Here is a 23,772-nt window from a genome sequence, read left to right on the forward strand (position 1 = left end):
GCCCAGCGATAGCCCAACAGCCCGCCAAAACAAAGCGCCCTAAACGGTAGGTTCAATCCCCAGGTGCTCAAAGGTGCGAAGGGTTGCCTGACGGCCCTGCGGCGTACGAATCATCAACCCGCATTGCAGCAAATAGGGCTCATAGACATCCTCGAGCGTGCCCGGGTCCTCGCCCACCGCGCTGGCAAGGGTCGTAAGTCCCACGGCACGACCGGAGAACGTCTTGGCGAGCGTCTCCAAAATGCGAATATCCATCCAGTCCAGACCGAGCTCGTCGATCTCGAAGAACTCGAGTGCCTGACGGCAGATATCGAGCTCAATGGGACCGTTGCCGCGCACCTGCGCATAGTCGCGCACGCGCTTGAGCAGGCGGTTGGCAAGACGTGGCGTGCCGCGCGAACGCGAGCCGATCTCGAGTGCACTGGGGTGGTCGATCGTCACGCCCAGGATAGTCGCCGAGCGCGTCACAATCTGCGCGAGCTCCTCGACCGTGTAGTAATCCAGGCGATATGAAATGCCAAAGCGGTCGCGCAACGGGCCTGTCAACATGCCTGAGCGGGTCGTTGCCGCTACCAACGTAAACTTGGGAATATCCAGGCGAATCGAGCGCGCCGCCGGACCCTTGCCAATCACGATATCGAGGGCAAAGTCCTCCATCGCGGGGTACAGGACCTCCTCGACCGAACGGTTGAGGCGGTGGATCTCGTCGATAAACAGCACATCACCCGGCTGCAAGTTAGTAAGGATGGCCGCCAGGTCGCCCGTGCGCGCGATGGCAGGGCCACTCGTGGTCTTGATCTGAGCGCCCAACTCGTTGGCGATAACGGTGGCCAGCGTGGTCTTGCCCAGACCCGGAGGACCCGAGAAGATCACGTGGTCGAGCGTCTCGCCACGGCTCTGTGCCGCTTCGATCAACACGCGCAGGCTCTGCTTGATGTGCTCCTGGCCACAGTAGTCGTCCAGGCGCTGGGGGCGCAAAGTGCGGTCGACATCGAGGTCCTCGGCCGTCAGCTCCGAGCCCACCATGCGCTCGCCGTGCGCCATGGATGCCGCCGGCGAGTTGCCGGGCGTCGCCCACAGGTCCTGAGAGTCATCGGCTTCCCACATCACGCATCCATTCCGAGTCGCTTAAGCGCCGCACCGAGCAGATCCTCGACACGCATATTCTGCCCATCATACCCGCTCAGGGCAACATCGGTCTCCTGCGGGCTAAAGCCCATGGAAAGGAGCGCCGCACGGGCGTCATCGATGGCCGAGGGAGCGGCAGCGGGCACGGGCATCGCAACCTGGCCGGGAATCACGTCGACCGGCACAAAGCCCTTGTCCTTGGCAAAGGTGCTCTTGAGCTCCAGGATCAGACGCTGAGCTGTCTTTTTGCCCACACCGGGCACCTTGGCCATGCCCTTGTCGTCCTCGGCCATCACCAGCGAATACAATTGCCCCACGGTATAGGTGGAAAGCACGGCGAGCGCCAAGCGCGGACCAACGCCCGAGACAGACACGAGCCGATCGAACATCGTGCGCTCATCCTTTGAGGAAAACCCGAAAAGTGTCATGGCGTCCTCGCGCACCTGCATACGCGTGTAGAGGCGGACCTCGCCACCGGGCGTCGGCAACGTGGCCGCAGTGCTGCCCGAAATGCCGAGCTCAAAGCCAACGCCCGACACATCGACGACGGCAGAGCTCATCGTGGCCTCGACAAGCGTTCCGTGGAGCTGGGAAATCATCAGTATCCGGTTCCTCTCTGTTGATAGAACTCGCCACCGGTGAGGGCGCGGGTGCGGCTGAGGTTTACGTGGCAGATGGCGCAGGCCAGGGCATCGGCGGCATGGTCGGGATGCGGGTCGTGGTCGAGCTGCGTGAGCGTGCGTACCATGTAGGCGACCTGTCGCTTGTCCGCGGCGCCGGTGCCCACCACAGCCTGTTTGATCTGCATGGGCGTGTACTCGCCAATCTCGAGCGCGCACTCCGACAGCGCCACAAGCGCAGCACCGCGGGCATGCGCCGTGGGGATGGCCGAACGAACGTTGGCGCCAAAGTAGATGCTCTCGACAGCAGCTGTGTCGGGTCGATAACGCTCGACGACATCCTTAAGGTCACGGGCGATATGCGACAGGCGCACCGCGAGCGGGCTGCCCGCGCTGGTCTCGATGCAACCGTAGGCACGGCAGCGAACCTCGCCACGCCGCTCCTCGATAATCCCCCAACCCGTATGAGCCAAACCGGGGTCAATGCCCAAGATAACCAAGCCGACCTCCCCTCGCCACAAGCACAGCGCAAGACAAGGCCCCGCGCATCATTCACGAACATCTGTTCTAGAATAACACAACGGGGCCAAGATACTTAGTTGAAGTGTCGGCGTTGGGAGCAAATCCCGTCCCCAGCTTAATTCTGCGAGAAAAAGGGAAACTGCCTCGGATCTACTGGCGGATGCGGCATCGGGCCACCCTGGGGACTACCTTGCGAGCCGCCCTGACCGCCCATCATCTTATCGATGGCGTCCTGAACCTCGCCCTCGAACTTTTTCATTCCCTCGTGCAAACGACGCTGACCGTCCTCAGAGCGCAGCTCCTCCATTTGCTCGGGCGAAATACCCAGTAGCTCGCCCAGCACGCCCATCATCTCGTTTCGCACGCGCTCGCTCGTATCCTCGTCAGCAAAACGGCGCACCTCGGCGCGCGCCAGAGAATCGACCGTCATACGCTCCTTGCCGTTAAGCCCCAGGTCGGACCACGCGAGCATGTACGGCCAGGCGCGCTCGACAAACGAACGGGCCGAGACGATCGGCGCCGTCGGCAGCATGCGACGAGCAGCCTCACCCTGGCGCACAAGCATCAGCAGCAGCGAGCAGGCCTCAGGCTTGCCAGCGGCCATCGGGATATCGTCGAAGGGACGGTTGCGGTCCACGTGCGCCTCGAGCGCGCCATCGACCTCACCCGGCTCAAGCCCGCCGAGCAGCTGTGCCGCGCGGTCGAGCATATCGACCGGGCCGTCGAGCGTCGAGAGCGCCTGCGCCAGCACACGCTCCATGCAATCCTCCACCGCGTTGAGCGTCACGAGCTCTTGGGGCACCACGGAAGACGTGCGGTTGCGCACACGCGCCACAAACTCAAGCGTCGACAGGTACACATCGCCAAAAGGCGCATAATCGCCCTGATAGCCGCCGCAAAGCGCCGGCGCCGCCAGCGCGTACTCGGTTTTGGACAGCGGGCTCAGCGCCATCGCACCCAGCTCGAGCGCCGTGTCCTCCAGCATGAGGCCCAACGTGCGCGAGCGCAGACGCTCGGCATCGCCCGCCGACACGTCGCGATCGAGCACACGCGCCGCATCCGGTGCATCGCGCTCGACGGTGCGAATGTGCAAACGCTCGGCGATGGCGCGGACGGCGGCACAGCGGGCAGCCTCGGCCTCTTCCTGCGCCGGCGTAAAGATACGGTTGCGCCCCAGCACCAGGCCAATCACATTACGCGGGCCCAGAGCGTCGACGGCCAGCGCCGCCAGCAAAGACGACGGCAAGTCGCCCTCGAGTGCCACAACAGCACGCGACGCACCGTGGGCTCGGGCGTTGTCGCGCACGGCGAGCACCAGCGCCTGCCACAGCCACTCCTCGGAACGGAACTCGGGCAGTTCGTGATCTTCCAGGGCATCAAGCATCACGCCGCGCTGAATCTCCTGGACCAGCAGGCTCTCCTCAAAACACGGCGCCTGGGCCACCACGCGACCGCAGTCGTCGAGCACAAACGAACCGCCGGTATACACCGACTCGTCATAGGCACCGACCGGCGCCATGCAGGCAAACCACACGCTGCGCTTGGATGCGATCTTGCGGTAGGCTCCGCTGCGAACGGCGGCAATGGCGGCAGTCTCGCGGTCGGTCATGTCAAACGCGTTGAATTGGAAATACGAAATGAGGTCAACACCGGTCGGCAACATCTCGAGTTCGCGGTCCAAGTCAAAAATCACGGCGATGCGCACGCCGTCCACGTCGAACACCGGCGGCGCCCAACGCGTGTCGCTGTTCTCGCCACGCTGCAGGGCAATGCTCGAACGCGCCGGCACCACATGACCGTCCTTGAGCATCATGTAGTCGAGCAGCGGCTGGCCCTCAAACGAAACCGCCGCGGGCACGATGCAGATCATGTCAAGCTCCTGGATACGCTCGGCGACACCAGTCAAGCCGGCAAGCATGTCGTGCTCAAAGTCGGCAGCGCCCACCAGGCCACCGGGCATGGCGCCCATAAAGAGCGGAGCCGGAACGCACAGCACGCGCGCCCCGCGCTCGTGGGCCAGACGAGCCTGGTCCTCAATGCGGCCGCAAATGCCCTCAATATCACCCAGGCGCATATCGATCTGTGCAAGCGCGAGCTTCATGGCTCAGCCCTTTCCGTCGTAAACCATCGAAATCGTAGTAAAAGCGCCGGCCGCATAATGCAGTCGGCGCTTGCATGTGCATATGCTAGCTATGATACCCCGAGCGGGGGCGCACTCCTAGAATGTCGCGGACCACAGCCCGTGCAGGTTGCAGTAGGCATAGACGGTACCGGTCTTGGAACCGCCCGCGAAAAACGTCGCGGGCTTCATGCCGGGCTCAAGGTAATGGACCTCTAAGCGGCCCTCAGCCTCAAGGGCGATCCACTCAATGTAGTGCTCGGGCAGGCTGGGGTGCTCGACCGAGCCAACGCGTGCGCGAATCACGTGACCGTCGCGCTCGGTCTCGACAACAGGCACGTGCTTCTCGTGCGCCGCGTCCTCAGTGTTTGCGGTCAGTTCCGTGCAGCCGGCGGGGGTTGCAACGTCGTCGCCAAGGGCAGCGATGAGCTTGCCGTCGGGGTCCTTAAAGAATTTCGCCATGATGTTCTCCTTTGCTGATGTGCCAATGTTCTTGATGGTTCTTATGCCCAAAGGCAGACAAACCATCCACGGCATTGCAAATGAACACATAACGAATCAGGCAAGCGGTCGGGCCAAAATGCGTCGACCGTCCTGCCCGCTCCAGCAGTCCCACCCCGCGCGCGGCTAGCGACCGTCACCGCCGAGCAGTGCCAGAACATCCTCGCGCGTGAACAGTGCCGACGAGATGCCGTCGCCGCCGAGCACGCTGTTGACCAGATCGCGCTTGGACTCCTGCATCTGCATAATGCGCTCCTCGATCGTGTCCTTGGCGATGAGCTTGTACACGGTCACGGTATGTTGCTGGCCAATACGATGCGCGCGGTCAGTCGCTTGGTCCTGCGCCGCCACGTTCCACCACGGGTCGTAGTGGATGACCACGTCGGCCGCCGTCAGGTTAAGGCCCACGCCGCCCGCCTTGAGCGAAATCAAAAAGACCGGCACCTCGCCCGCCTGGAACTGTGCGACCATCTTGGCGCGGCTCTCTTTAGACGATGCGCCCGTGAGCTTAAGGAAGGCGATATCCTCCTTGGCCAAGCGCTTGCCGATGATATCGAGCATGCCCGTGAACTGGCTGAACAGCAGAATGTGGTGCCCGCCGTCGAGCGCGCCATGCACGAGCTCCATGCAAGCGTCGAGCTTGGCGCTCCCGGCCTTGTAGTCCTCGTAGTGCAGATGCGGGTCGCAGCAGATCTGGCGCAGCTTGGTGAGCTCGGCGAGCACCTTGAGCTTGTCCTTCTTAAACTCATTGGCCTCGCGATGCTGTACCTGCTGGGCGATGCGGTCCTGATTGGCCAGGTAGAGCTTGCGCTGCTCGCCGGTGAGCTGTGCCATAACCGTGTCCTCGATCTTCTCGGGCAGGTCGGCCACCACGTCTTCCTTAACACGACGCAGCACAAACGGCGACACGAGCGCCTGCAGGCGAGCGGCGCTGTCGCCCTCGGCGTGCTCGACCGGACTCTCAAAACGCTTGGCAAACGACTCGCGCGTGCCCAAAAGGCCCGGCATCAAATAGTCGAAGATGCTCCAGAGCTCGGACAGGCGGTTTTCGATGGGCGTGCCCGTCAGGGCAAAGCGCACGCCGGCCGGTAGGCGCTTGGCGGCGCGCGCCACCTGGGTGAGCGGGTTTTTAATGTACTGGGCCTCGTCGAGTACCACACGGGCAAAGTCCTGCTCGACGTACTCGTCGATATCGCGCCGCATAAGGTCATACGACGTCACGACCACGTTATGCTCGGCCACGCCGGCGATCTGCACGCGGCGTTGAGCCTTGGCGCCCACGACGGCGCACACGTCGAGCGAAGGCGCAAAGCGCTCCAGCTCGGCAGTCCAGTTGTACACGAGCGACGCGGGGCACACCACGAGCGTGGGCTTGGTATCCCCCGCCTCCACGCGCGCCAGGATATGTGCAATCATCTGCAGCGTTTTGCCCAGGCCCATATCGTCGGCCAAAATACCGCCAAGGCCCAGGTGCTCGAGCGAGCCGAGCCACTGGTAGCCATCGACCTGATAGCCACGAAGCGTGGCCTTGAGCGAAGCCGGCACCGTAAAGTCCATCTTGCCGAGCGTGTCCAGACGCTCGACGGTGCGACGGAACGCGGCATCGCGATCGGCCTCGAGCGCGGGCGTGCGCGCGAGCATACTGTCGACAAACAGGGTGCTCGACGCGGGAAGCGACACGCCGTCGAGCAGGTCGACGGCATCGACACCCAGGTCCTCGGCAAGGCCAAACGCGGCGCGAGCGCCCTCGTCCAGGCGCACAATGTCGCCCGAGGTCAGGCGCGCAAACGTCTGGTGACGCTTGTACGAGTCCAGATAGATGGCAAGGTCTGCGGCCGAAAGCCCACTCGCGCCCAGCTCGACGTCGAGCAGGTTGCTCTTGACGGTCGCGCGCACCGAGAGCTTGGGCGCAGGACGTACTGAAATCTGGCGCAGGCGGTCGCTGAGCATGACCTCGCCGAGCTCGGACAGGACGGACAGGCCCTCGGTCAGCAGGCAGAACAAGCGGGCGTCATCGCGTTCCTCAAACGCCAGGCCGCCCTCGTAGAAATCGAAGTACAGGGCCGCCGTGTCCATAACGCGAAACTCCGCCACCGTATCGCGCGGCGGCACGCCCGGGCGCTGCTCTTCGAAGGGGCTGCCCGGAGCGCCCAGGCTAAAGAGATCTGCCGACCAGTCGCCGTAGGTAACCGTAACTTTGCAGGTCACGAGCCCATCGTCGACGCCGATCGCCATGGCAAAGCTCGGCTCGGGCGCCACGGTATCGAGCGCAGCGGGCGCGGTGAGGTCGGTGTAGTCGCGCAAAATGGGCAGCGCCATACGACAGAACTCCCCCACCTGGTCGGCAGCGATATGGACCGGCGTGCGACAGGGCAGCAAACGCGATAGAAACGGCGCCGCATGCTGGGCAAACGCCACATCGGCGCGGCGCGCACGGCGGGTGTCGACCAGATAGGCAACGTCGCCCGAAGCAAAGCAGTATGCATCGGCCGGCAGGCGCAGATCGTAGCTGCCACCAGCCGCCGGCGCGATTTTGGCGGCAAGGAGCGGTGGGCGCTTAGACAGAGCCTCGTCCTCCCCTTCCGGAGGCATCTCAACCGCCACGTCATAGGTGCGATGCGTCGTCGTCCCCCGCGACCAAGCGGGCTCAAAGGAGATGGTCTGGCCGCGCAGCAGGTCCAGCACATATACGATGCTATGCTCGGACAGCGGCAACTGACGCTCGGCGACAAAACCGCTGCGGACAAAGTCGTACGACGCCGAATGCGAGCTTGTGATGTCATCGAGATAGGCAACTGTCGTCACAACAAGGTTGAGCAGCTTTGTCGACACGTCTTCGAAGGCTTCAGGCGTATGGACAAACGTGAGCTTCTTGCCGTACGAGAAGGTGCCGCCTCGGACATAGGCGTCGACCATGCCGTCGATATCCTTGACCACGTAGGAGACCGATCCACAGCGAATGCGAAGCTCGAGCGCCCAGCTAAAGCGGTCGGCGAACAGCGGATTGTAGTACGGCACCAGCGAGGGCTCCAACACCGCCTTGGGGGCATCGGGATCCACACTGCCGGCGAGCTTGCGGCGTATGCTCGCCAGCTCATCCATGCGCGCGTCCGAAAGATCGGAGAGCGCCGCCATGAGGCTGGGACTCGTGGGGACGGGCGCCGGAAAGGGAAAATTGGGGTTGACGGCCGGCGCTTTGGGCGCGGTGCGCGCGGGCTGTTTCGGCTGCGCCGTAAACGTGCGAACCGGCGTGCGCAGCCCCTCAACAGGCTCAATGCCGCTGGCGTCCAGGTATGCCAGCGCTGTGGCGATGGCGTGCTTGCACATACCGGGGTAACGATAGGCGGCGGGGCAATCGCAATCGTAGTCGATCACCTCGTGCTCGTCCATGTCGAGCGCCACGTGCGTCTTGTACAGGTCGCCGCGCGAACCGCGCACCGAGCCCTCAACCGTCACGTTTTTGGAGAAGCGCGAGCCGCTGTCCTCGATCGACAGCACGGCGCCGTTGAGCATGAGCGAGCGGCCCTTCATAAAGGTGCCGCTCAGCGCCGCCTCTTTGCGAAGCGCCTGCACAAACGTCCCCTGCGCCATCACTTCCTCCAATCGCACCCAGGGTAGCTAATTTGGGACGGGGCTATTTTAGCTACCCCCATATATCGGCCGAGATTTACTCTGATCCCAGCCAATTCACTGTCAGTCAAAGGGTAGCTAAAATAGCCCCGTCCCAAATTAGCTACCCCTCAGCAACGCCGTCCCTAGATCACCGTCACGCGGCCTTGGTTACCCACAATGGCCTTGGCCTCGGCCAGTAGCGGAATCGAGCGCGCGTTGACCTTGGCCGGCACCTCAGCGCGCAGCACGCGCCCGTCCACCTGCTCGATAAAGATCTCCACGCGGTCGCCACCCGGGTTGGTGGTGAGCACCGTGGCCAGGCGCGCCATGTTGCCCTGGCTAAAGCGACTGTTGGGCACCATGACCTCAAACACCTTGGGCTTGTTGTTCTCTTCGTTGAGCTCCAGCGGCACGATTTCCTGCGCGATGATCTGGTCGCCGCGGTCCGAGCGCTCGAGCTTGCCCTTAATGCGCACAAAGGCGTCGGACAGCTGCGCGCCGGTCTCGGGATCGACCTCGCCGTACAGATACCCCTCGGCCTCCTTGTAGGTCTTGGGGAACACGACGACCGTGGCCTCGCCTTCCATGTCCTCGAGCTGCACGATGCCCATGGGGTCGCCGTTTTTGGTCACGCGCTTGGATACGCTCGAGACCATACCGGCCCACCACAGAGCCTTGCCCTCGGGAATCTCCTGGTTGATGGTGCCGCCCGTGGGGTTCTGAACTTCGTAGCCGGTGTCGATCTGCGAGAACGAGAAGTCGCGCGCTTTGCTGAGCGCATACTCAAACGGGCGCAGCGGGTGGTCCGAGACATAGATGCCCAGAACCTCCTTCTCCTGGCTCAGTTTAAGGTGGCGGTCCCCCTCCTGGCCATCTGGATCGGGCACACTCACCTCAAAGCCCGAGCCCTCAACATCGCCAAACATGTCAAAGAACGACGTCTGGCCGCTCGCACGGTCCTTCTGGCGCTTCACCGCGGCATCGATGATGTTCTCGGGGTTGTTCTTGTCCACAAAGCGCATCATCTGGCGACGCGGATAGCCCGTGGAGTCAAAGGCGCCTGCCTTGATAAGCGACTCAATCACGCGGCGGTTTGCCTGGCTGGAGTCCACGCGCTCGACAAAGTCGTGCAGCGTCTTAAACGGACCGCCCGCCTCGCGCTCGGCGATAATGGCCTGCGCCACGCCGGTACCCACGCCGCGAATGCCGGCCAGACCAAAGCGCACGCCTTCCTTGGTAGCCGTGAACTCGGTGCCGGACTCGTTGACGTCTGGCGACAGCACGGGAATGCCGTCGTGACGGCACGCCGAGACGTAGTGAACGATCTTGTCGGTCTTGCCCGTATAGGACGTCAGAACGGCCGCCATGTACTCGTGCGGGTAATGCGCCTTGAGCCACGCCGTCTGCATAACCAGGATGGCGTAGCCGGCAGAGTGCGACTTGTTAAAGGCGTAGGAGGCGAACTCAAGAACATCGTCCCAAATCTTCTGGGCGACCTCGCGCGTGTAGTTGTTCTTGAGGGCGCCGTTCATCCAGTGGTCGTAGGTGGTCTCGTCCGAGCCATCCTCCCAGTGCAGCACCGTCGACGTGAGCAGCTTGATCTTCTTTTTTGCCACGGGCTTACGGATGCGCGAGTCCGATTCGCCCTTGGAGAAGCCGCACATCTCGACGGAGATGAGCATAACCTGCTCCTGGTAGACCATGGTGCCGTAGGTTTCGCCCAGAATGTCGTCCAGGCGGTCGTCGTAGGAGACGGCCGGCTCCTTGCCGTTCATACGGTTGATGTAGGACGAAACCATGCCGGCGCCCAGCGGGCCCGGGCGGTACAGGGCGATCAATGCTACGACGTGCTTGTACTCGGTGGGCTTCATGTTCTTGATCGTGGCCGTCATGCCAGCGGACTCGACCTGGAAGACGCCGGCGGTGTGGCCGGAGCCCATGAGCTTAAAGATCTCGGGATCGTCAAAGGGAATCTCTTCCTCTTTGATGTCGATGCCGAAGTTCTTTTTGATGTTTGCCTTGGCCTTGGAGATAACCGTCAGCGTACGCAGGCCCAAGAAGTCCATCTTGAGCAGGCCCATGTCGGCAACGGTATGGCCCTCGTACTGAGTAATCTCGACGCCGCCCTTAGTGTCGAGCTTGGTGGGCACGTGCTCGTTGACGGGGTCACGGCAGATCAGAACGGCGCACGCGTGCACGCCTTCGCCACGGGTGAGGCCCTCGATCGAGAGCGCCGTGTCGATGATGCGGCGGGCGTCGTCGTCCTTTTTATATGCCTCGGCAAAATCGGGGTTAAACAGATCCTCTTTGCCAGGTTGCTTGTCGAGCACCTGCTTGAGCTTGACCTTGGGGTCGCTCGAGACCATCTTGGACAGGCGCTGGCCCATGTAGACCGGGTAGTCCAGGACGCGCGCGGCGTCGTTGATGGCCTGCTTGGCCTTAATGGTCGAGTAGGTGATGACGTGGGTGACTTTCTCGGGGCCATAGAGCTGGCGAACGTGCTCCACGACCTCGAGGCGCCGCTCATCGTCGAAGTCCATATCGATATCGGGCATCTCGGTACGCTGCGGGGACAGGAACCTCTCGAACATCAGGCCGTTCTCGAGCGGGTCGAACGCGGTGATGTTCATGGCGTAGGCGACGATAGCGCCGGCGGCCGAGCCACGGCCGGGGCCGACGCCGATGCCGTTGTCCTTGGCCCATTGCACGTACTCGGCGACGATCAAAAAGTAGGCGGCAAAGCCTTTGTCGCAGATGACCTTGTATTCGTACTCAAAGCGCTCTTTGATGTTGACGCCACCGATCTCGCGCGTGGCCCAGTCGTCACCGTAGTGCTGGCGCAGGCCCTTCTCGCACTCGCGGCGGAACTGGCTCTCGTGCGTCTCGCCCGGATCGAGCAACGGGAAGCGCGGCAGGATGATGGAGTCCCAGTCCAGCTCCACGTAGCACTTGTCGGCGATCTCGAGCGTGTTGTCGCAGGCCTCGGGGCAATACGGGAACATCGCCCGCATCTCCTCCTCGGTCTTCATGTAAAACTCCGAGCCGGTCATGCGCATGCGGTTGGGGTCGTCGACCTTGGCGTTCATGCCGATACACATGATGACGTCCTGCACGGGCGCGTCCTCGCGGCGCAGGTAGTGGAAGTCGTTTGTGGCGATGACCTTGACCCCCACCTGCTTGGCGATATCGATGAGCGTGCGGTCCATCTGCTCGTCGGTCAGGCCGTTGTCGGTGGTGATGCCGTGTTCCTGGATCTCGATGTAGAAGTCGCCGGGCTCGAAGGTGTCGCGGAAGGTCTCGGCCCACTTGATGGCGCCCTCCATGTCACCGCGGTCGATGTACTTGGGAATGATGCCCGCGATGCAGGCGCTGGTGCAGATCATGCCCTTGGCGTGGCGGCGCAGGTTGTCGAGCGTCACGCGCGGCTTGTAATAAAAGCCCTGCACGGCGGCCTCGGAGACCGTCTGCATCAGGTTGACGTAGCCCTCCTGGTCCTTGGCCAGAAGGATCATGTGGTAGAGCTCGGGCTTGTGGTCGCGGGCAAGGGTCTCGTCCGGCGTAAAGTAGACCTCGCAGCCAAAGATGGGCTTGATGACCAGCGGCGGCTTGAGCTCGTCGATGTTGCCCTTCTCGTCCCACATGGCCATGTCCTTGACGTACTGGGCATGCTCGCGCGGGTTTGCCTCGGGATTGGGCTCCACCAGCTCGTCGCGGCGGTCCTTTTCCAAGAAGGCTTTGTCGTGGCTCCACGTCTTGTACTCGGGCGTGTTGTGGTTGACGGCGTCGCAGGCCAGCGCCAGGTCGGGCACGCCGTACATGTAGCCGTGGTCGGTAATGGCCACGGCGGGCATGCCCAGCTCAACGGCACGGTTGACCATATCCTGGATACGGGTTGCGCCGTCGAGCATGGAGAAAACAGTGTGATTGTGCAGATGGACGAATGCCATGTGATGAGCTCCGATGCGGGTTCGTGTTCTGACTGAACGATTTTACCGCACGGCGCGGACGGCACCCGAACCTAGCCAAACCCACACGGCTCCTACTGCAGTTGCGGTGAAATACGGACTGATTGGCGGCTTTTCTGGCCAAAACAGTCCGTATTCCACCGCAAGTTATTGAGGGCTAGAGGTTGTAGGTGACTGCCTGAGGCTCGGCGGGTTCGACGAAGAGGGTCGGGTCTGGCTGCTCCACGCGGACGAACTTGACCGTTACCGTCTCAAAACCCGCCTTGTGCAGAACGTCCGAATAGACGCGCGCCTGCAGGGCATGCTTCTCCAGCAGCTGATCCGGCGTCTCGTCCGGCGTGCCACCCGTCTTGTAGTCGATGACCAGCGCGCGCGACGGATCTGCCGGATTCGTTGCCAAGGCATCGATGGCGCCTTCGGCATACGCACCGTAGCGAGCGATGTCCTCGTCCTCGCAACCCAGCGAGAAGAACGGCACTTCGGCGCGAACGCACGGCCACGCGAGCAGGTCGGCACGGACTGCCGACTTGAGCCAGCGATTCAGGGCAACGTCAAAACGCTCGCGCTGATCCGGCGTCAGGTGCCACAGGCGCGTCAGCGCATCGGCGCGCTCGGCAGGCAGTTCGTCGGCGCCCATCTCGATCAGCCACTGGCAGGCGGCATGGAACGCCGAACCCAGCGCCACGGGATTGCCGACAGGCTCAACGGTGGCCACATCCGCATCCGTCATCTCGGAGCCATCCGACTCCGCATCATCGCCGGCCTCGTCCATGGGCACGCGGGCCTCGGCCGCATGGTCCTCGGCCTCGGCATGCAGCGCCGCGGCAATCGACGAATAACTGTACGAATCGCGCGCCGGATACGGGCAGGTACCCATACGCACGCCCACGGCCTGGGGATACACAAGCTCAAACGCATCGGGCTCGGGGTCGGCAGGACCGGGCGCGGCTGCGCGAGTACCAGCATCAACAACCTCCGCGTCCGTATCACCGCGGACAAGCCTGCCCTCGGCATCCAGCGAAGCGTTAGCCTCAAACGTCTGCTCGCCAAAGGTAAAGTTTGCCAGCGAAATAAGCTCGTAGTCGCCCGGCTGGGAATTGTCGAACACCAAGTGGTCGGCATCGAGCTGCGGCATACCCAGGCCCCGGCCAGGCAAAATGCGGTGCAGCACGTCATAGGTCAGGTCGGATTCGACGTCGAAAGACGGCGCCGGCACCTTACCGCGGCTCACGGCGACGTCCATCGCCAGAATCACGAGCTCGCGCGCACGCGTCATGGCGACGTAGAGCAAGCGGGCCCGCTCCTCGAGCGAGAGCTGCAGGTCATCGTTGCGCAGGCGCACAAATGCCTCGGCGGGAGAACCCGTCGCACAGACGTCGTCCATAAGTTCCGGCGAAAGCCACAGCGACGTGCCCTTGCCTTTAAATGCGTGCTCAAACTGCTTTTTGACGTCGTCGCCCTTGACGAAGGTCCCGTCGACGAGCTTGACGCCATCAAAGCGTGCCGGCAGCGCCACAACCTGCGCGCCGCCCTCGACACGCCCCATCTGGGCAGCTCCGGTCGACTTACGTACGCCAAAGCACTCGGAAACCGCCACGACCGGATATTCCAGACCCTTGGACGCATGCACCGTCATGATGCGTACCGCGCCATTGCCCTCCTCGTTGAGCGCACCCGGCGCCTCCTTGCCCGCCAGGAAGCGATCGAAGGCGAGTGCAATGGAGCGCGGCGAGTTGCCGACCTCGGCCTCTGCCTCGGCCGCGGCATCGAGCGCCTTGAGCACGTTAGCGGCGATGGCCTTGCCCTCGGGGCCACGCTGCGCCAGGCGCACAAACCAGCCCGAGGCGTTGACCACATCGCGAGCGATAGCGGCAAACGAATCGCGCCCCACGCGACGGAACGCATAGCGCAGCACCTCGCGGGCGCGCGTCAGCAGCGGCAGATCCCGCAGGCCGGGCACGTCGCAATCGCTCATGATGCCCGCATCGATATTGCGGCGCGAGGTCTCCCCCGTCTGGTCGTCGAGCTTGGTCGCCAGCGCCAAGAACTCCTGGGCACCGAGCGCAAACATCGGCGAGGCCAGCAGGGGCATAAGGCCCTGCGCCGTGTCCGCCGGGTTGGCAAGCGTGCACACCAGGGCGCGAATCGTCTGCACCTCGGCAGCCTGCGCAAAGACCGAGCCGCCCGCGATGACGCAGTCGAGTCCCTGGTCGCGGAACGCTTGGGCGTAGACGTCGGCATTGGTCATGCGGCCCAGCAGCAACACCATATCGCCCTGAGGCTGTTTTTTATCGGCAAGCGCACGGAACCGCTCCGCGATCGCGCGGGCTTTTGCCAACGTGCGCTCTTGCGTGCTGCCGCCGGCAACGAGCAGCGCCTGGCGGCGCGAAGCCTTTGCCCTGAGCTTGTCTTCGCGCTTATCGCTCGGCTCAAGATCCAAAAAGCCCTGCATAAGGCCACCGGTATCGCCGTCAAAGACACGCGCCACGTAGCGCAGGACCTCATCGTGGCTGCGAAAGTTGCGCACGAGTTTAACGAGCTCGCCGGCGGGCGCTCCGGACGAAGCCGGAGCCCCGGACGCAGCGAGAACGGAGCCCGGAGTTCCGGCAGCCACCGCCGCGCCCAAAGCGCCCACCTTGCGCTCCTGGCGGCGAAAGACCTCGACCTCGGCACCACGGAAGCGATAGATCGACTGCTGCGCGTCGCCCACCGTGCACAGCGCACGCTCGCCCGCACCCGTCAGGTAGCGAATCAGATCGACCTGCATCTGGTCGGTGTCCTGGAACTCATCGATCATGACCATCTTAAAGCGGCCCTCGTAGGCGGCTCGAATGGCGGGATAATCGCGCAGTGCCTCGTATGCCATGCGCAGCAGATCGTTATTATCGAGCGCGGACTGGTCGGCCTTGAGCGCGCGATACTCCGCCTCTACGGCACGGGCGAGCCCCGTCAGCGCATCGAGCGCCGGGTCGCCACAAGCCAGTACAATGTTGACAAACGTGTCGGCAGCCTCTGCCTTGAGCAGCTCGACATTCTCCTTAGGGAACATCTTGCTCGCGCGCGGCATGCCGCACGACATCATGAGCCGCGCCACATCCGCCATGGTCTTGTCGCTCGCCTCGAACGCGTCGATGGCCTCGAGTGCCACCTGCGCCTTCTCGGTCGCGGCCTTGCTCGCGCCGAGCGCCGCACGATAGGCATCGGCAAGCGCCGAGGTATCGGAGCAGCCGCGAAGCACACACACGTCGTCCATGCCGCCTGGCAGCTGGCTCGACAACTCCAGCAGGTCGCGCACCAAGCCCTTGATGGTGGTGCCGCCGCCAAAGGGACCGCCCTCGCCCGCCATGGGATACCAGGCATAGAGGGCTTTGAGCGAAGCGGCAAGCTCGGGGGCGGCATCGGGCGCCGTCGCACGGCCCAGCACATGCTCGACAGCCTGGTCCATGAGCTCATCGGTATCGGTGAGCACCGTAAATTCGGGGTCGATGCCCAGCTCCAGCGCATGCGCACGCAGGATGCGCGAGCACATGCCGTGGATGGTCGAAATCCAGGCGTCGTCAACCGTCAGGGCTTCCTCGTCCATGCCCTCTTCGATAAGCGCACGGCGCACACGGTCGCGGATCTCGGCCGCGGCGTCCTTGGTAAAGGTAATGGCGAGCACCTGGTCCAGATGTTCAACGAACGGACCGGATTCGGGCGAGAGTGCGTAGACGATGCGGCGCGTAAGGGTGAAGGTCTTGCCCGAACCGGCGCCCGCCGAGACAAACAGCGGGCGGTCGAGCGTTTTGACGACTTGCAGCTGTTGCGGCATCAAAGTCGAAAGATCCATGGTCTACACGTCCCTCCTTACAAACGTTCCTTCGTGGTTATACGAGCAGCGCGCATGCGCGGCCTGAGCCGACGTCGGATCGACGGCAGCCACGACGCCCGCCTCGAGCTCGCGCAGGCGCTCGGCAATTCCGGCCTCCACGCGGTCGAGCAGCGCATCGAAGTCCATGTTGCCGCCCTCGCCCGGGAAGCCCTTCTTAAGGCCCGGAATACGACCGTCGCCGCGCTCCTCCTCGAGCAGCTCGTCACTCGCGGCGCCGCGCAGCGCCGGCTTGCCGCCCTTGGTCGAAAAGTAGAGCGCCGCGCGCGTGTTCAAGTCCAGCGCCCGCCGCATGGCCTGCGCGTAGATGAGCGTCTGGGTATGCGACGGCAACCAACGCGGGTCGTCGGCGGGCACCGCGCCCGTCTTCTCGTCGAACACCGTGGGGTCGGCGAGCTTATATTCCTCGACGCCCGAACGATGCTTGTAGTCGATCACCACGGCACGGTCCTCGGCATCCACGTCCACGCGGTCGATGCGCCCGCCGAGCGGCCAACCTGCATACTCGACCTTAAGCTCGTTAAACGCAAATTCCAGGTAGCGCGGGACAAAGGGCGCAAGCGCCTCGGACTCATAGGCGAGCACGCCCTCCAGCTGCGGCAAGATCTCGGCCACCTGGCGCTCCTCCACCGGAGAGAGCGGCACGAGCGGGCCCTCGGTACCGCGCTTGCCGGCGTGCTCGGCCAGGGTCTCGTCGAAGACCTCGCGCAGCAGCTCCTGTGCGCGCGGCAGGTTCATGGGCGTCACGCGCTCCATACCTTCCTGCGGCAGGCGAGCATGCAGGTGCTCCAACACGTCGTGTACAAAGTTGCCCTTCTCCATGTTGCCAAAGCCCGCATCGATAGACTGGGGTTTTACGCGATAGGACACAAACCAGCACAGCGGACAGGTGGAATAGGCCTCGATCTGCGAGGCGGACGTTAAACGCGGCACGAGCGGCGCATCCTCGCCCTCACCATCGCGGCGGCGCAAAACCAGATACGGCACGGCCTCAGCGCTCAGATGCTGAGGGGCTTCGCATGCGACCCGTTTGCGCTCGAGCCCTTCGCCGGCGGCGGGGTCGAAGTCCCTTACGATATCGCCCTCGCCCACGCACGTCGCCTTGGCGGCGCCGGCGACCTTGTCGGCGTCAGCGGCCTTGGCGTCGTCAGCGGCCTTGGCGTCGTCAGTGGCCTTGGCGCGCGCCCGCAACTCGGTCCACACGGCCGCCGGATAGCACTCACGCGCCTGGCGATCGTGGGTCATGCGGGCAAGCACAACGGGGCCGCGCGCAGCCTGCATCGCACGCCCAAAGCGCACACGCAGCAGGGCGGCAGGCTCAAGCGTCACGCCCTCGCGACCAAGGCTCGCCGTCAGCATAGCCAGCGGTCCCTCCTCGTGCGAGAGCGGATAGCTGTCCAGATCGACATCGGCAAACAGCACGGCATCGTAGCTGCCGGGGCGCAGAGCCGCCGCGTCGGCAAGCGAAGCAAAACGAACCTGAGCACGTGGCGCACGGTCAACCTCGTGGGTCTCGCAATCGTAGGCGGTGCTACGCTTGTCCACCCTGGTGCGAACGCCATCGAGCACGGGCACGGTCGCGACCTGCGACACGTCGAGCGCGCGGGCGTCGTTCATAAGGATGTCGATGGCATGGCGCAGCAGGGCAGTCTCGGCCTGGCGACGGGCCTGGCCGTCGAGACCGCCAAACGCGCGATCGGGCAGCGCCTCGGCAACGGCAAGCATGGCCTTGAGCGCCGTCACGGGCTTGTCACGCCATAGCGCCTGGAACACGTCCGAGACCACGCACGGCACGTTCTTAAACCAGTTCTGGTCGCTGGCCGCCTTGCGCGCGCCCCTCACCTGGCCCTGCACGCTCTGCAGCAGACTCTTGACGCCCGCAGTGGTCTTGCTGCGCGACAGGCGCATGTTCTTATCGAAGGTTCGCGCGCTGGCGGCATCGGCGCCCGAAAGCGGGCCGTAGATCCAGTCGGTAAGCTCCGGGGCGGGCCACCACTCGGTCTTGGAGGCGCTGCCCTCATCGGCGGCCTTCATGCGCTCGATCAGGTTAGCAAGTGCCGTGAACTGCCTGCCCGCGATGGATTGGGAAAACGCCGTGAACTCGGTCGTCTCGGCCGCAATGTGGCGCGCCGCCAAACGGGCAGCAAGCTCGCCGAACAACTGGGGCGCCCGGGCGGACACCACGAGCACGCGCGCAGGATCGGCGGGTGCCGCAGCGCCGTCGCGCGGTGCGGCACCCTCGCGCGCCTTTACCAACTTATCAATAGCATTCGCATAGGCATAGGCGCGGGCATGAGGACCGGCAACCTCTATAAAGGCAGGCTGAGCGGCGGGCTTAGAGGCGGTCTTAGACGCAGCAGTGTCCTCCCCCAGCGGCGCAATCTCAAACAGCACGCCGCAGGCATCAAAGGCCGCAGCAAGTTCCTCGCGCATTGCCGCCTGTTCGCGGGCGAGCAGCACGACGACCTCTCCCCCGCCATTCGCCACGGCAGACAGCAGCTCAAGCAGGCCGTGCGCAAACGACGTGACGCCACGCACAAACACAGCGCGGACGCAGGTTGGCAGATTGTCGGCTAAGGCACCGGCCATCATGTCGGCCGCCTCGCAGGGTTCGACCATATCTCGGCGGTCCAAACCGCTCGCGTAGGCGCGCAGCAGCTCGAACACACGAGCCTCGGCGTCGCTTTTGGGCTTGGGCTGGCAAACGCTGTCGCAGCGGCGCTCAATACCCGTCCCCGCTACACCCGGCAGCACATCACGGGCCATGCGCGCGAGCATGCGCACCGTACCCTGGCTGCGCGAAAGCGGCTGCAGGTCGGCATCGTCGCGACGGACAACCATATCCGAGAACAGCATCTGACGCTGCAGGTTGTCGACGAAGCTGCGGCCGTCGCCCATCAGCTCCCACAGCGAACGGAGCCACGACGAGGGGGTCTTGTAATCAACGCCCAGCGAGGCGCCGGCCACCGCCGCATCGTGGCGGCACAGGTCGAGCTCGGCAAACGTAGGCGCCAGCAATACGGCGCGCCCATGGCGGGCAACAAGGTCGGCAAGAATTGCCGCCTCGGCATCGCTCAGGTCCGCGCCCGCATTGGTGGTATAGATTCGAACAGGCATGGTCCTCCACTCAAACTGTTCGCAATATTCAATGTATCCATCCTACCCGCCCACGCGGACAACATGGCCCCACACCAACATCTTTTGGTGCATCGGGGTCAGGTTTGTTTGCACCACCTTGGCGCAAGATAACCTGACCCCAATGCACCAAAAAAACCGCCCCCGAAGGGACGGTTCTGTGCAATTCGTTTTTGCCGTTGGCCTACTCGCCATCCTCCAACTTGATGAGGATCTTGCGATAGCCGCCGTACTCGCCGTTGAGCGCCTTGGACACGCGGCTCACCGTGGTGGACGAAGCGCCGGTGCGGGCCTGAACCTCAACATAGGGCTCGCCCTCATCCAGATAACGCGCGACCTGCAGGCGCTGCGAAAGATCGCAGATCTCGCGCGGCGTGCAGATATCGGTCAAAAACGCTTGAATATCCTTCTCGTCGTCCAAAAGACTAAATGCGTGGACCAGTTGCTTGACATCAGGCTTGTCAAACATGTTCTCGATATTCATCGATCACCGCCAAACCCGCCAAAAGGCATCGAAGTTGATACTGACATCGGGCATCGTTCGCCCGTTCTATGCAATAAAACAATGCATGGGGCATTTGCCCGTAGCAGTGTAGCACACCACTAAACTAAAGCGATAAGACTCTCTGTCAGCGGCGCGTTTTTCAGGACGAACGCCGTTTTGAAACTAAATGCGCACGTAAGCTCCACGAATATTTGCGACAATGGGCGTCCAAACAAAGCGACACACTGTCTGCGCAGAAAGGGATCACACCATGCGCTTTATGCTTAACTGGCTCTTCACCTCGATCGCCATTGCGATCGCCACGTTTCTCGTCCCCGGCATCCAACCCTTCGGTTTTGCCGAAGCCTGGGTCTGCTTTGCCTTTGTGGGGCTGTTCCTCAACATCGTCGACTCGCTCGTAAAGCCGTTCCTCACGGTTATCTCGCTGCCGCTCACCATTATTACGCTCGGCATTTTCCAGCTTGTGGTCAACAGCTTTATGCTCGAGCTCGCCAGCTACCTGTCGGTTAATCTCCTAGGCGCCGGCATTTCTATCGCCAGCTTTGGCTCGGCCTTTATGGGCAGCATCCTGGTGTCCATCATGCGCAGCATCCTCGACGGCGTCGCCGAAGACTAAAACGGCCATTCCGGCCGTGCCCGTCTCAACAGCCCAAAACAAAGGCCGCCCATCGCAAAAAATGGGCGGCCTTCTTATTTGTCAAGTCTCAAAGGACGAGAGAATCTACCATTTCTACCCCGTCCCCAAATGCAGGTGTGGGTTAGATGACGTAGTCGTAGCCATGGTTGGGAGCGACAAGTTGATCGAGCGTCACGCCGTCGAGGTAGTCGTTGATGAGCTTGTCAAGGTTCTTCCACACGTCGAGCGTGGGGCACTCATCCGAACGCGAGCAGCCTTTGCAGTCGCCATCCAGGCAGGCGACCGGCGCCAGACTACCCTCGGTCAGGCGCAGGATCTCGCCCACCGTGTACTGCTCGGGTGGACGCGTGAGCACGTAGCCGCCGCCCTTGCCACGCATGCCCGAAAGCATGTTGGCGCGCACGAGCGTAGCCAAGATGTTCTCGAGATATTTCTCGGAAATCCCCTGTCGCGCCGCGATCTCTTTGAGCGGGATGCGACCGGCCGCCTGGTGCTCGGCCAGATCGACCATAACGCGCAGGGCATATCTGCCCTTAGTAGAAACCAACATGTATAGTGCTGCCTTTCGGTCATTTAGTCCGTAGAAATTCTAGCCGAAAAATTGGTTTTGAAAATACCCATTCCCGTCAAGATGGTTAATCGACTCGTAATAATCTTCTATTTCCTATTGCGTTACTAGGCTTTAGTGTCTACTATGCTTGCCAACAGCAAAACGAACAACCTATACGGTTTGTGGGTTTCGCTGCTACACACACCGTAAAACCACACGGTATCCAGTCATTTGAACACTTTGGAGGTTCATCATGAGCAATGTTTACACGTCCATCGATCAGCTTATCGGCCACACCCCGCTTCTGGAGCTCACCCACTTTGAGGTCGATGAGGACCTCAAGGCCCGTGTGCTCGTCAAGCTGGAATACTTCAACCCCGCCGGGTCCGTTAAAGACCGCGTCGCCAAGAACATGATCGACGAGGCCGAGAAGGTCGGCAAGCTCGTACGCGGCGGCGACTACACCATCATCGAGCCCACGAGCGGCAACACCGGCGTCGGCATCGCCTCGGTGGCGGCCGCCCGCGGCTACAAGGTGATCATCACCATGCCCGAGACCATGTCCGTCGAGCGCCGCAAGCTTATGCAGGCATACGGCGCACAGCTCGTGCTCACCGACGGCTCCAAGGGCATGAAGGGCGCCATCGCCAAGGCCGAGGAGCTGCAGAAGGAGACGCCCAACAGCATCATCGCCGGCCAGTTTGTGAACCCCGCCAACCCCGCCATCCACAAGGCCACGACCGGCCCCGAGATCTGGGATGACACCGACGGCAAGGTCGACATCTTCGTCGCCGGCGTCGGCACCGGCGGCACCGTGACCGGCGTGGGCGAGTTCCTCAAGGAGCAGAACCCCGAGATTCAGGTCGTCGCCGTTGAGCCCGCCACTTCCCCGGTGCTCTCTAAGGGCCAAGCCGGCCCGCACAAGATCCAGGGTATCGGCGCCGGCTTTGTGCCCGACGTCCTCGACACCCGGATCTACGACGAGATCATCCCCGTCGAGAACGACGACGCCTTTGCCACCGGCCGCGCCGTGGGCCACAAGGAGGGCGTGCTCGTGGGCATTTCGTCCGGCGCCGCCGTGTGGGCCGCGCTTCAGCTGGCCAAGCGCCCCGAGAACGAGGGTAAGACCATCGTGGCCCTGCTTGCCGACACCGGCGAGCGCTACCTGTCCACGGCACTCTTCCAGGACTAGAGCTTCTCGTTCTGAGAACGAGTCCAAGGCACGCCGGTCTCCCCTCTCTTCTGGCAGCCCGGGCTCATCCCAACAGGGTGTCCCACGAGACGTCCGAACTTGCTACAATGTCTGCGGCGCGGAACCAGCCTCCCGCGCCGCTTTTCTTTTTTGGCCACATGCCACCAAGGAGAACCTCCCCATGCACAACAAGCGCGTGCTCGTCGCCATGAGCGGCGGCGTCGATTCCAGCGTGACCGCGTATCTGCTCAAAAGTCAGGGTTACGAATGCGTCGGCGCCACCATGCGCCTCACCTGTCCCGCACCCGATCCCGCAACGGGCATGAGTAAGGTCGACCGCGACATCGCCGATGCAAAGGCCGTCGCCGAGCGCCTAGGGATACCCCACCATGTGCTCGACCTGCAGCAGACCTTCGACCGCAATGTTATCGAGCGCTTCGTGACCGCCTATCAGGAGGGGCTGACGCCCAATCCGTGCATCATCTGCAACCGTCATATTAAGTTTGGCGCGCTGCTCGATGCGGCACTCGATATGGGCTGCGACTACATCGCCACAGGCCACTACGCCAAAACGAGTCAGGCGTCCGATGGCACTTGGCAGCTGTACCGTGGCGAGGACCCCAAGAAGGACCAAAGCTACTTTTTGTATTCGCTTACGCAGGAGCGCCTGGCGCACACGATCTTTCCGCTAGCAGGCCTAGACAAAGAGCGCGACGTACGCCGCATAGCCGCCGAGCAGGGATTTACCAACGCCCAGAAGGCCGAAAGCGAGGATATCTGCTTTATTCCAGACGGTGACTACGCGGGCTATATCGAGCGCCGCTGCGGACATGCCGCTGCACCGGGCGACATCGTATGGCGCGACGGCAGCGTGGTCGGGCGCCACAACGGCGCACTGCGCTATACCATCGGCCAGCGCAAGGGTTTGGGCGTAGCGATGGCGCATCCCGTGTATGTGACGGGCGTCGACGCCGCCAACAACACCGTGCATCTGGGCGAGGCCGAGGACCTGACCGCCGCTGCTCTCACGGCCGATGAGTGGATCTGGAGCGCGCCGGCAGAGCGCATGGAGGCGGAGCTCGACGCCGGCGGCATTCGCGTAGGTGCCAAGTACCGCTACCGTCAGAAAGACCAGGCAGCGACCCTTACGCGCGGCGAAGACGAACAAATGCTGCTGACTTTTGACGAGCCGCAGCGAGCCATCGCCCCCGGCCAAGCAGTCGTTATCTACCGCGGCGACATCGTCCTGGGCGGCGGCACCGTTACGGCAGCTATCAAGTAGTCCCATCCCCTTCATAAGTTGCGGTGAAATAGGGACTGTTTAAGCGTTTCAGGCCGCTAAACAGTCCCTATTTCACCGCAACTTAGAGAGGACGGCCTCGGTCGGTACTGCTGTGCCAGCCGAGGCCGCTGCATCG

The 23,772-nt window shown here is 63.0% G+C and carries 14 protein-coding genes; 3 read left to right on the plus strand and 11 right to left on the minus strand.

Features of this window, described 5'->3' with window-relative positions; genetic code table 11:
* Positions 1 to 39: 39 nt before the first annotated feature.
* The 10 genes from ruvB to I1M21_RS08180 form a co-directional block, all read right to left on the minus strand.
* Entirely contained in the window at positions 40 to 1,107 is a 1,068-nt protein-coding gene (gene ruvB, locus I1M21_RS08135; protein WP_022095140.1) for a Holliday junction branch migration DNA helicase RuvB, read from the minus strand.
* Positions 1,107 to 1,727 carry a Holliday junction branch migration protein RuvA gene (gene ruvA, locus I1M21_RS08140; RefSeq protein ID WP_055310211.1) on the minus strand — a complete coding sequence of 207 codons (621 nt, stop codon included), beginning with the start codon at positions 1,725 to 1,727 and terminating at the stop codon, positions 1,107 to 1,109. Before ruvA ends, ruvB begins: the two co-directional genes overlap by 1 nt.
* Positions 1,727 to 2,248: a crossover junction endodeoxyribonuclease RuvC gene (gene ruvC, locus I1M21_RS08145; protein WP_118405685.1), complete on the minus strand. Its 522-nt coding sequence runs from the start codon at positions 2,246 to 2,248 to the stop codon at positions 1,727 to 1,729. Before ruvC ends, ruvA begins: the two co-directional genes overlap by 1 nt.
* A 137-nt stretch (positions 2,249 to 2,385) precedes the next feature.
* Complete coding sequence (locus I1M21_RS08150) at positions 2,386 to 4,371, minus strand: NAD(+) synthetase (RefSeq protein ID WP_195193191.1); 1,986 nt, start codon at positions 4,369 to 4,371, stop codon at positions 2,386 to 2,388.
* Between the two features lie 117 nt (positions 4,372 to 4,488).
* Positions 4,489 to 4,851, minus strand: coding sequence for a desulfoferrodoxin family protein (locus I1M21_RS08155; protein WP_055285739.1), 363 nt, complete (start codon positions 4,849 to 4,851; stop codon positions 4,489 to 4,491).
* A gap of 165 nt (positions 4,852 to 5,016) precedes the next feature.
* Entirely contained in the window at positions 5,017 to 8,481 is a 3,465-nt protein-coding gene (locus I1M21_RS08160) for a DEAD/DEAH box helicase (RefSeq protein WP_195193192.1), read from the minus strand.
* 164 nt (positions 8,482 to 8,645) lie between these two features.
* Positions 8,646 to 12,449 carry a DNA polymerase III subunit alpha gene (dnaE, locus tag I1M21_RS08165; protein WP_195193193.1) on the minus strand — a complete coding sequence of 1,268 codons (3,804 nt, stop codon included), beginning with the start codon at positions 12,447 to 12,449 and terminating at the stop codon, positions 8,646 to 8,648.
* A gap of 175 nt (positions 12,450 to 12,624) precedes the next feature.
* Positions 12,625 to 16,296, minus strand: a complete 3,672-nt coding sequence (locus tag I1M21_RS08170) for a UvrD-helicase domain-containing protein (protein ID WP_195193194.1) — start codon at positions 16,294 to 16,296, stop codon at positions 12,625 to 12,627.
* A 3-nt stretch (positions 16,297 to 16,299) separates the two neighbouring features.
* On the minus strand, positions 16,300 to 19,452 hold the full coding sequence (locus tag I1M21_RS08175; protein ID WP_195193195.1) for a PD-(D/E)XK nuclease family protein: 3,153 nt from the start codon (positions 19,450 to 19,452) through the stop codon (positions 16,300 to 16,302).
* A 202-nt stretch (positions 19,453 to 19,654) separates the two neighbouring features.
* Positions 19,655 to 19,954, minus strand: coding sequence for a YerC/YecD family TrpR-related protein (locus I1M21_RS08180; RefSeq protein WP_022094855.1), 300 nt, complete (start codon positions 19,952 to 19,954; stop codon positions 19,655 to 19,657).
* A gap of 271 nt (positions 19,955 to 20,225) precedes the next feature.
* Between I1M21_RS08180 and I1M21_RS08185 the strand changes: the two genes are divergently transcribed.
* Entirely contained in the window at positions 20,226 to 20,591 is a 366-nt protein-coding gene (locus I1M21_RS08185) for a phage holin family protein (protein WP_195193196.1), read from the plus strand.
* A 142-nt stretch (positions 20,592 to 20,733) separates the two neighbouring features.
* Here I1M21_RS08185 and I1M21_RS08190 read toward each other — a convergent pair whose 3' ends face one another.
* Complete coding sequence (locus I1M21_RS08190) at positions 20,734 to 21,162, minus strand: RrF2 family transcriptional regulator (protein ID WP_022094857.1); 429 nt, start codon at positions 21,160 to 21,162, stop codon at positions 20,734 to 20,736.
* Between the two features lie 253 nt (positions 21,163 to 21,415).
* Here I1M21_RS08190 and cysK point away from each other — a divergent pair, with 253 nt between their 5' ends.
* Together cysK and mnmA are read left to right on the plus strand one after the other, a co-directional pair.
* On the plus strand, positions 21,416 to 22,354 hold the full coding sequence (cysK, locus tag I1M21_RS08195; RefSeq protein WP_195193197.1) for a cysteine synthase A: 939 nt from the start codon (positions 21,416 to 21,418) through the stop codon (positions 22,352 to 22,354).
* Positions 22,305 to 23,636: a tRNA 2-thiouridine(34) synthase MnmA gene (gene mnmA / locus I1M21_RS08200; protein WP_267471401.1), complete on the plus strand. Its 1,332-nt coding sequence runs from the start codon at positions 22,305 to 22,307 to the stop codon at positions 23,634 to 23,636. The genes cysK and mnmA overlap by 50 nt, the downstream gene beginning before the upstream one ends.
* Positions 23,637 to 23,772: the final 136 nt, after the last annotated feature.

Source organism: Collinsella aerofaciens (assembly GCF_015546965.1).
Classification (GTDB): Bacteria; Actinomycetota; Coriobacteriia; order Coriobacteriales; family Coriobacteriaceae; genus Collinsella; species Collinsella aerofaciens_X.